Origin of the sequence: uncultured Escherichia sp. (assembly GCF_948475835.1) — a bacterium.
Taxonomy (GTDB): Bacteria; Pseudomonadota; Gammaproteobacteria; order Enterobacterales; family Enterobacteriaceae; genus ECMA0423.
On sequence record NZ_CAOLGM010000010.1, the window covers coordinates 50,110 to 59,998 of the forward strand.

Annotated in this window: 10 protein-coding genes and 1 pseudogene; 8 read left to right on the forward strand and 3 right to left on the reverse strand. The window is 49.5% G+C overall.

The genetic code is table 11. The features are described from left to right. Window positions 1-21: 21 nt before the first annotated feature. The 5 genes from dapF (at window position 22) to uvrD (ending at window position 5,405) form a co-directional block, all read left to right on the forward strand. Window positions 22-846, forward strand: a complete 825-nt coding sequence (gene dapF / locus QZF50_RS03875; RefSeq protein ID WP_001160654.1) for a diaminopimelate epimerase — start codon at window positions 22-24, stop codon at window positions 844-846. Further along, window positions 843-1,550: a DUF484 family protein gene (locus QZF50_RS03880; protein WP_000812796.1), complete on the forward strand. Its 708-nt coding sequence runs from the start codon at window positions 843-845 to the stop codon at window positions 1,548-1,550. The genes dapF and QZF50_RS03880 overlap by 4 nt, the downstream gene beginning before the upstream one ends. Beyond that, a complete protein-coding gene (gene xerC, locus QZF50_RS03885) occupies window positions 1,547-2,443 on the forward strand; it encodes a tyrosine recombinase XerC (RefSeq protein ID WP_000130691.1) in 897 nt (298 codons plus the stop codon). Before QZF50_RS03880 ends, xerC begins: the two co-directional genes overlap by 4 nt. Continuing rightward, window positions 2,443-3,159: a 5-amino-6-(5-phospho-D-ribitylamino)uracil phosphatase YigB gene (gene yigB, locus QZF50_RS03890; RefSeq protein ID WP_001213584.1), complete on the forward strand. Its 717-nt coding sequence runs from the start codon at window positions 2,443-2,445 to the stop codon at window positions 3,157-3,159. The genes xerC and yigB overlap by 1 nt, the downstream gene beginning before the upstream one ends. Window positions 3,160-3,242: 83 nt before the next feature. Then, on the forward strand, window positions 3,243-5,405 hold the full coding sequence (gene uvrD, locus QZF50_RS03895; RefSeq protein ID WP_000383406.1) for a DNA helicase II: 2,163 nt from the start codon (window positions 3,243-3,245) through the stop codon (window positions 5,403-5,405). 146 nt (window positions 5,406-5,551) lie between these two features. Here uvrD and QZF50_RS03900 read toward each other — a convergent pair whose 3' ends face one another. Continuing rightward, window positions 5,552-6,316: a phosphodiester glycosidase family protein gene (locus tag QZF50_RS03900; RefSeq protein ID WP_000951164.1), complete on the reverse strand. Its 765-nt coding sequence runs from the start codon at window positions 6,314-6,316 to the stop codon at window positions 5,552-5,554. Between the two features lie 161 nt (window positions 6,317-6,477). On the opposite strand from QZF50_RS03900, the gene ysgD reads away from it, so the two are divergent. Further along, window positions 6,478-6,534, forward strand: coding sequence for a protein YsgD (ysgD, locus tag QZF50_RS03905; RefSeq protein ID WP_211180520.1), 57 nt, complete (start codon window positions 6,478-6,480; stop codon window positions 6,532-6,534). A 151-nt stretch (window positions 6,535-6,685) separates the two neighbouring features. Further along, on the forward strand, window positions 6,686-7,636 hold the full coding sequence (gene corA / locus QZF50_RS03910) for a magnesium/cobalt transporter CorA (RefSeq protein ID WP_000947159.1): 951 nt from the start codon (window positions 6,686-6,688) through the stop codon (window positions 7,634-7,636). A 53-nt stretch (window positions 7,637-7,689) separates the two neighbouring features. Here corA and QZF50_RS03915 read toward each other — a convergent pair whose 3' ends face one another. Further along, window positions 7,690-8,169, reverse strand: coding sequence for a DUF943 family protein (locus QZF50_RS03915; protein ID WP_001472587.1), 480 nt, complete (start codon window positions 8,167-8,169; stop codon window positions 7,690-7,692). Continuing rightward, window positions 8,166-9,014 (reverse strand): YPO3983 family protein, encoded by an 849-nt coding sequence (locus QZF50_RS03920; RefSeq protein WP_001059699.1) that lies wholly within the window; start codon window positions 9,012-9,014, stop codon window positions 8,166-8,168. Before QZF50_RS03920 ends, QZF50_RS03915 begins: the two co-directional genes overlap by 4 nt. A gap of 180 nt (window positions 9,015-9,194) precedes the next feature. Between QZF50_RS03920 and QZF50_RS03925 the strand changes: the two are divergent. Continuing rightward, window positions 9,195-9,347, forward strand: a pseudogene (locus tag QZF50_RS03925) (CorA family divalent cation transporter); the annotation flags it as partial. Window positions 9,348-9,889: the final 542 nt, after the last annotated feature.

Below are 9,889 nucleotides of genomic sequence, written 5' to 3' on the forward strand. Positions count from 1 at the left end.
CCCGCGTGATTGGAGTAAATGATGCAGTTCTCGAAAATGCATGGCCTTGGCAACGATTTTATGGTCGTCGACGCGGTAACGCAGAATGTCTTTTTTTCACCGGAGCTGATTCGTCGCCTGGCTGATCGGCACCTGGGAGTAGGGTTTGACCAACTGCTGGTGGTTGAGCCGCCGTATGATCCTGAACTGGATTTTCACTATCGCATTTTCAATGCTGATGGCAGTGAAGTGGCGCAGTGCGGCAATGGTGCGCGCTGCTTTGCCCGTTTTGTGCGTCTGAAAGGGCTGACCAATAAGCGCGATATCCGCGTCAGCACCGCCAACGGGCGGATGGTTCTGACCGTCACCGATGATGATCTGGTCCGCGTAAATATGGGCGAACCCAACTTCGAACCTTCCGCCGTGCCGTTTCGCGCTAACAAAGCGGAAAAGACCTATATTATGCGCGCCGCCGAGCAGACAATCTTATGCGGCGTGGTGTCGATGGGAAATCCGCATTGCGTGATTCAGGTCGATGATGTCGATACCGCGGCGGTAGAAACGCTTGGTCCTGTTCTGGAAAGCCACGAGCGTTTTCCGGAGCGAGCCAATATCGGTTTTATGCAAGTGGTTAAGCGCGAGCATATTCGTTTACGCGTTTATGAGCGTGGGGCAGGAGAAACCCAGGCCTGCGGCAGCGGCGCGTGTGCGGCGGTTGCAGTAGGGATTCAGCAAGGTTTGCTGGCCGAAGAAGTACGCGTGGAACTCCCCGGCGGTCGTCTTGATATCGCCTGGAAAGGTCCGGGTCACCCGTTATATATGACTGGCCCGGCGGTACATGTCTACGACGGATTTATTCATCTATGAAGCAACCAGGGGAAGAACTGCAGGAAACACTCACGGAGCTTGATGACCGGGCGGTTGTCGATTATCTGATTAAAAATCCTGAGTTTTTTATCCGTAATGCGCGCGCAGTAGAAGCGATACGTGTGCCGCATCCGGTACGCGGCACCGTTTCGTTGGTCGAGTGGCACATGGCCCGCGCACGTAATCATATTCATGTTCTGGAAGAGAACATGGCGCTGTTGATGGAACAGGCTATCGCCAACGAAGGCCTGTTTTATCGCCTACTCTACCTGCAGCGCAGTCTCACCGCCGCCAGCAGTCTCGACGATATGCTGATGCGCTTTCACCGCTGGGCGCGCGATCTCGGCCTGGCAGGTGCGAGTCTGCGCCTGTTTCCGGATCGCTGGCGCTTAGGTGCGCCGTCGAACCACACTCATCTGGCATTAAGCCGTCAGTCTTTCGAACCGCTGCGTATTCAGCGTTTGGGGCAGGAACAGCACTATCTTGGGCCGCTTAACGGACCAGAGCTGCTGGTGGTGCTACCGGAAGCGAAAGCGGTGGGATCGGTGGCGATGTCGATGCTGGGAAGCGATGCTGATTTGGGTGTCGTGCTGTTTACCAGTCGCGATGCCAGTCACTATCAACAAGGGCAAGGAACGCAGTTACTTCATGAAATTGCGCTGATGTTGCCGGAGCTTCTGGAGCGTTGGATTGAACGCGTATGACCGATTTACACACCGATGTAGAACGCTACCTACGTTATCTGAGCGTGGAGCGCCAGCTTAGCCCGATAACCCTGCTTAACTACCAGCGTCAGCTTGAGGCGATCATCAATTTTGCCAGCGAAAACGGCCTGCAAAGCTGGCAGCAATGTGATGTGACGATGGTGCGCAATTTTGCTGTACGCAGTCGCCGTAAAGGGCTGGGAGCAGCAAGCCTCGCGTTACGGCTTTCTGCGCTACGTAGCTTTTTTGACTGGCTGGTCAGCCAGAACGAACTCAAAGCTAACCCGGCGAAAGGAGTTTCGGCACCGAAAGCGCCGCGTCATCTGCCGAAAAACATCGACGTCGACGATATGAATCGGCTGCTGGATATTGATATCAACGATCCCCTCGCTGTACGCGACCGTGCAATGCTGGAAGTGATGTACGGCGCGGGTCTGCGTCTTTCCGAGCTGGTGGGGCTGGATATCAAACACCTCGACCTGGAGTCTGGTGAAGTGTGGGTAATGGGGAAAGGCAGCAAAGAGCGCCGCCTGCCGATTGGTCGCAACGCTGTGGCGTGGATTGAGCACTGGCTTGATTTGCGCGACCTGTTTGGTAGCGAAGACGACGCGCTTTTTCTGTCGAAACTGGGCAAGCGTATCTCCGCGCGTAATGTGCAGAAACGCTTTGCCGAATGGGGCATAAAACAAGGGCTGAATAATCACGTTCACCCACATAAATTACGTCACTCGTTCGCTACGCATATGCTGGAGTCGAGCGGCGATCTTCGTGGTGTGCAGGAGCTGCTGGGTCATGCCAACCTCTCCACCACGCAAATCTATACTCATCTTGATTTTCAACACCTTGCCTCGGTGTACGATGCGGCGCATCCACGCGCCAAACGGGGGAAATAATGCGTTTTTACCGGCCTTTGGGGCGCATCTCGGCGCTCACCTTTGACCTGGATGATACCCTTTACGATAACCGTCCGGTGATTTTGCGCACCGAGCGAGAGGCGCTTACCTTTGTGCAAAATTATCATCCGGCGCTGCGCAGCTTCCAGAATGAAGATCTGCAACGCCTGCGCCAGGCGGTACGGGAAGCGGAACCCGAGATTTATCACGACGTGACGCGTTGGCGTTTTCGTTCGATTGAACAAGCGATGCTCGACGCCGGGCTGAGTGCCGAAGAAGCCAGTGCAGGCGCACACGCAGCAATGATTAACTTTGCCAAATGGCGCAGCCGAATCGACGTCCCGCAGCAAACTCACGACACCTTAAAACAGCTGGCGAAGAAATGGCCGCTGGTGGCGATCACCAACGGTAACGCCCAGCCGGAACTGTTTGGTTTGGGGGATTATTTTGAGTTTGTGCTGCGCGCTGGCCCGCACGGGCGCTCAAAACCGTTCAGCGATATGTACTTTTTGGCTGCGGAAAAACTCAACGTGCCGATCGGCGAGATCTTACATGTTGGGGACGATCTCACCACTGACGTGGGTGGGGCAATTCGCAGCGGAATGCAGGCTTGTTGGATCAGACCGGAAAATGGCGATCTGATGCAAACCTGGGACAGCCGTTTACTGCCGCATCTGGAAATTTCCCGGTTGGCATCTCTGACCTCGCTGATATAATCAGCAAATCTGTATATATACCCAGCTTTTTGGCGGAGGGCGTTGCGCTTCTCCGCCCAACCTATTTTTACGCGGCGGTGCCAATGGACGTTTCTTACCTGCTCGACAGCCTTAATGACAAACAGCGCGAAGCGGTGGCCGCGCCACGCAGCAACCTTCTGGTGCTGGCGGGCGCGGGCAGTGGTAAGACGCGCGTACTGGTGCATCGTATCGCCTGGCTGATGAGCGTGGAAAACTGCTCGCCATACTCGATTATGGCGGTGACGTTTACCAACAAAGCGGCGGCGGAGATGCGTCATCGTATCGGGCAACTGATGGGCACCAGCCAGGGCGGCATGTGGGTCGGCACCTTCCACGGGCTGGCGCACCGCCTGCTGCGTGCGCACCATATGGACGCCAATCTGCCGCAGGATTTCCAGATCCTCGATAGCGAGGACCAGCTGCGCCTGCTTAAGCGTCTGATCAAAGCCATGAACCTCGACGAGAAGCAGTGGCCGCCGCGCCAGGCAATGTGGTACATCAACAGCCAGAAAGATGAAGGCCTGCGTCCGCATCATATTCAAAGCTACGGTAATCCGGTGGAGCAGACCTGGCAGAAGGTGTATCAGGCGTATCAGGAAGCGTGTGACCGCGCGGGCCTGGTGGACTTCGCCGAGCTGCTGCTGCGCGCTCACGAACTGTGGCTTAACAAGCCGCATATCCTACAACACTACCGCGAACGTTTTACCAATATCCTGGTGGACGAATTCCAGGATACCAACAACATTCAGTACGCGTGGATCCGCCTGCTGGCGGGCGACACCGGCAAAGTGATGATCGTCGGTGATGACGACCAGTCAATCTACGGCTGGCGCGGGGCGCAGGTGGAGAATATTCAGCGTTTCCTTAATGATTTCCCCGGTGCCGAAACTATTCGTCTGGAGCAAAACTACCGCTCTACCAGCAATATTCTGAGCGCCGCTAACGCCCTGATTGAAAACAATAACGGGCGTCTGGGTAAAAAACTGTGGACCGATGGCGCGGACGGTGAGCCTATTTCCCTCTATTGCGCTTTTAACGAACTCGATGAAGCGCGTTTTGTGGTTAACCGCATCAAAACCTGGCAGGACAACGGCGGGGCGCTTGCCGAGTGCGCCATTCTCTACCGCAGTAACGCCCAGTCGCGTGTACTGGAAGAAGCACTGTTGCAGGCCAGTATGCCGTACCGTATTTACGGCGGGATGCGCTTCTTCGAACGCCAGGAAATCAAAGACGCGCTCTCGTATCTGCGTCTGATTGCCAACCGTAACGACGACGCGGCGTTTGAGCGCGTGGTGAATACGCCAACGCGGGGTATTGGTGACCGGACGCTGGACGTGGTACGTCAGACATCGCGCGATCGCCAGTTAACACTCTGGCAGGCATGTCGTGAACTGTTGCAGGAAAAAGCCCTCGCCGGGCGAGCTGCCAGCGCCTTGCAGCGATTTATGGAATTAATCGATGCCTTAGCGCAAGAAACTGCCGATATGCCGCTGCATGTACAGACTGACCGGGTAATTAAAGACTCCGGCCTGCGCACCATGTACGAGCAGGAGAAGGGCGAAAAAGGCCAGACGCGTATCGAAAACTTAGAGGAACTGGTGACGGCAACGCGCCAGTTCAGCTACAACGAAGAAGATGAAGATTTAATGCCGCTGCAGGCATTCCTCTCCCATGCGGCGCTGGAAGCGGGCGAGGGGCAGGCGGATACCTGGCAGGATGCAGTGCAGTTGATGACGCTGCACTCGGCGAAAGGCCTGGAGTTCCCGCAGGTGTTTATTGTCGGTATGGAAGAGGGTATGTTCCCAAGCCAGATGTCGCTGGATGAAGGCGGGCGTCTGGAAGAAGAACGCCGTCTGGCCTACGTTGGTGTAACCCGCGCGATGCAGAAACTGACGCTGACCTACGCGGAAACCCGCCGTCTGTATGGTAAAGAGGTTTACCATCGCCCGTCGCGCTTTATCGGCGAGCTGCCGGAAGAGTGTGTGGAAGAGGTGCGCCTGCGCGCTACGGTAAGTCGTCCGGTCAGCCATCAACGGATGGGGACGCCGATGGTCGAGAACGACAGCGGCTACAAGCTCGGTCAGCGTGTACGCCACGCTAAGTTTGGTGAAGGCACCATCGTCAATATGGAAGGCAGCGGCGAGCATAGCCGTTTGCAGGTGGCATTCCAGGGCCAGGGTATTAAATGGCTGGTGGCGGCATACGCCCGGCTGGAGTCGGTGTAACGTTGCCGGATGCGGTGCTGCGCACCTTATTTGGCCTAAAAAATCATTCATATTCAATAAATTGCAACGTCATGTAGGCCGGATAGGGCGTTTACGCCGCATCCGGCATCTGCGCCATCTTCAGTATCTGACACAAAACTATCGTTTTAACCTTTCCGCTCTACGGAAATCATGGTGACAAAAGGATAGCGTTGCCACGGGATTGCCCCGCCTTTCATATACATATGTGAAATCGTGCCATCAAGATAAAGCAGCTGCTCAACGTTCAGTTTCGCTTTGGCATAACAGGCAAAATCATAAAAATTTGTCGCCTGCTGGCTCAACAAAAACACGGCATTCCCATGTTTATTAATCCCAACACCGTTACGAATTTTACGTGAGGCGACGTTGGGATGAATACGCGGATTAATTACACTGTTTTCCATCAACATTGGCCCTGACTGCACCGCAAACTGAATCTCTTTACTGGTTTTGAAGGCATCCAGACGAACGATGCCGACTTTATCTCCCGCGACATAAAACACGCCGCCAGGACGGATAAAGAAATTCCCTTCACCTGAAGCGAGATTTAACGCCACCTTCTGCTGACCGTTTTCGATGTACAAACCGAGCGGCGCATAGCTTTCATCATAGATGCCGCCGTTCATCGCCATCTGCACCTGACCCTGACTATTCATATCCGCCAGCAGAGCATGTAAAGTTCCCCACGCTTCGCCATTGGCTTTTTGCCAGTACATTTTCACCCGCTCTGTTTGAGGATTAACGGTATACGCCTGTACGGTCAGCGTCGGATCTGAGAGTGCGCAATCATCAGCGGCAACAGCAAACAAGGGAAGTAAGGTGAGGGCGAGAAAAATCCGTTTGAGATTCAAGGTGATCATTCCTTTACCAATGAGTAGCCGATGCGCCATTATAGGTCCTGGATGTTGGATTTTTTTATCCTGTTAGCGACCTTGACGAGTACCAAAAAGCGCGAAGTTCAACTATTGTTCTGTGGTGTTCTGTTGCGTGTTGACGGCAAAATTTTGCTGGCGTAACATGCGCGCACGATCACTCTAAGAGGACATTCGCCTTGGACACACCCAGTAGATACTGGCTCACTATCCTGTCATCCAGGATCAACTCCTAAGGCTATCCCTTTTTGCTGATAGCCTTAGCGGTTGTCAGCGACCTCAATTTTTCCCGTCGCGCTGAGTCAGGCTGTTTAATGGTCTGAAACCCAATTTGTTTCTGTGTGCCCACCGAACTGTCCGATATTTTAAGCATTGGGAGTCCCGGTCATGCTGAGCGCATTTCAACTGGAAAATAACCGACTGACCCGGCTGGAAGTCGAAGAGTCACAACCCCTTGTAAATGCAGTATGGATTGATCTTGTCGAACCGGACGACGACGAGCGACTGCGCGTACAATCTGAACTTGGCCAGAGCCTGGCAACCCGCCCGGAACTGGAAGACATCGAAGCATCGGCACGTTTCTTTGAAGACGATGACGGCCTGCATATTCACTCCTTCTTCTTCTTTGAAGATGCGGAAGATCACGCCGGTAACTCCACTGTGGCATTTACCATCCGTGATGGTCGTCTGTTTACTCTGCGTGAGCGTGAACTGCCTGCATTCCGTCTGTATCGTATGCGCGCCCGTAGCCAGTCAATGGTGGACGGTAACGCCTACGAGCTGCTGTTGGATCTGTTCGAAACCAAAATCGAACAGCTGGCAGATGAAATTGAAAATATCTACAGCGATCTGGAGCAGTTGAGCCGGGTAATTATGGAAGGGCATCAGGGCGATGAGTACGATGAGGCGCTCTCCACGCTGGCGGAACTGGAAGATATCGGCTGGAAAGTTCGCCTGTGTCTGATGGATACCCAGCGTGCGCTCAACTTCCTGGTACGCAAGGCGCGTTTACCGGGTGGGCAACTGGAGCAGGCGCGTGAAATCCTGCGAGATATCGAATCCCTGCTGCCGCATAACGAATCCCTGTTCCAGAAGGTGAACTTCCTGATGCAGGCGGCGATGGGCTTTATCAACATCGAGCAGAACCGCATCATCAAAATCTTCTCGGTGGTATCCGTGGTATTCCTGCCGCCGACGCTCGTTGCTTCCAGCTATGGGATGAACTTTGAGTTTATGCCAGAACTGAAGTGGAGTTTCGGCTACCCAGGCGCGATTATCTTTATGATCCTCGCGGGCCTGGCACCGTATCTGTACTTTAAGCGCAAGAACTGGCTGTAATATGAGTGCCGGATAAAGCTATTTTTTTATCCGGCTTATTTCTAAAAATTGTCTTATTTAAAGTCATGCGGATTGAAAACTCGCTCTATTTTATTTTCTTGTGTTAATTGATACTCAGTAAAATCGTTAATACCAATATGAGTGTTACGATAAGGGTATTCATTAATAACCATTAAGTAATTTTTCACGATGCAATTATCATTGCTCTTAATTATCGGGAAACAGTAGAGATCTTCATACGGCCCTTCGATATATTTTTTATAGTCAGTGAAGCCATTACCGATATCAATGACATACCAGGTATGCCAACTACCTTCTGGTAGGGGATGTTGATTTTTAATTTCATTCTGATGCTTCAGATACCAATTTATTTTATCGCTGTCAGTCCATGGCAGATGATCAACGACCAGAAAGACTGAATTGCCAGCATCAGAGTATGTATACAAAATCTGTACAGGACGCAATGTCCATAAATTATAGATGCAGCATAGAAGAAATAAACATAATATAATTTTCTGGAGTTTGCTTTTCATAGATAATTTTCGATTCTTTCGATAGTGTTAAAATTGGTGAAAAAAGGTTTGAAAGCAAAGTCTTTATGCCGTTGTAAAAAGAACCATATGCGAAAAAATCTATATTTGCTGTAAGTCTTGTTTTTGATATCAGTTACATCAAGACCGAAGTGGTCCTGTGCTACAAAATGAATTGTTGCACTCCATCCTATAGCGTAGTTTTGAAAACTTAAAAGAGATATTTTTTGAGCTGAAATATCATGAACACTGATTCCTAAGCCATTAAAACTGTCCTCGAAGTCATTAAATTTATTTAGTCTTGATGAAAGTAATTTGGTTTTAATGCTTTGCAGGATAAGAGGTTGGTATCCTGTCGAGGGAGTTGAATTAATGCCATTTTCGATACATTCTTTGATTATTCGTATTGGACTATTATAACCATATTTATTTATTTTTTCATGAAAAGATAAATTTAATTGTTGGCTATGAAAATTGCTGCCATTTCCATATCTAAAATGTTCAATCAGATCTTCGATAAGTGTTTTATTTTGTCCAAAAAAGGAAAACATTTTTGCTAGTTCTTTCATTTCTGCAAATAAAATATCAGTGCATTCACGTTGTGATATTTTTGTTCCGGAACTTGAGGCACTAAAAGCAACATTAATAGAACCTGGGCCAGGGAAATGGTATTTAATAAGTCTGTAAGGATCAACTTTTGCTGAGATATCGCTTAGGCCGAGTGAGAGAAAGTCTTGTTCTACCATATCACCATATTGCATATCATCAGCAGAAAAATCATCGAATAAACTAATAGTTTCGAAAAGTGTACAGGGAATATTAATTGGCGGAAGTAATATGTTATTCATTTGCATTTGCCTTGGTTATATTTAAGCTCAATGTCAATTCGAGAACAAATGCTAGGGTAAAAAAATATTTAAAAAAGAAGTACATTTCACATTTTTTCATTACATCTCTGAAGAGAACCTCGTTAATGATTGGTCTTGCTCATTGTTAATAACAAAATGTTGAATTTACCGATTAGGAAACTTTTTCCTACGCGGATTGCCTCCAGCTATGGCATGAACTTTGAGTTTATGCCAGAACTGAAGTGGAGCTTTGGCTACCCTGGCGCGATTATCTTTATGATCCTTGCGGGCCTGACACCGTATCTGTACTTTAAGCGTAAGAACTGGCTGTAACTATACGATGTCGCTGTGAGTAAGTTAGTGTGCTGACAGCGACATTTTAGCCGAGGGAATCGCAGATAATATAATTGTTGTGAATAATATCCATGCCACGTTGAGTTGGACGCTTAATGACTCACATCTCACCCCTTCAATTGCTGCAGAGATAATAGAAAAAAGTGTCAAACCCAATGAAATCAATACAAAGTAGATTGCCTTACATCCAGTATCTCTTATTCTTTTTGCTCCAATATTGATATTTACATAGGTATTATTAATAACCAGAATAAAACTCAAAGCCAGGTTGATATCATTCAAAGTTATTAATATTGACCATGATGTTAATGTATAGATTATGAACTGAAAGCGTGATAAATGCTCAAGCCTGGATGGGTAGAATATATTTCTGATGGATGATTTAAATATTTTTTACATTGTTTTTTATATATAATTGTTTTGAATATATATATTACCTGAATTATGAGGTTTGCATATATATGCAATATAGCAGTCTTTGCATTGATAACTATACAGTAGTAATTTAGAGTGTGTAAGTT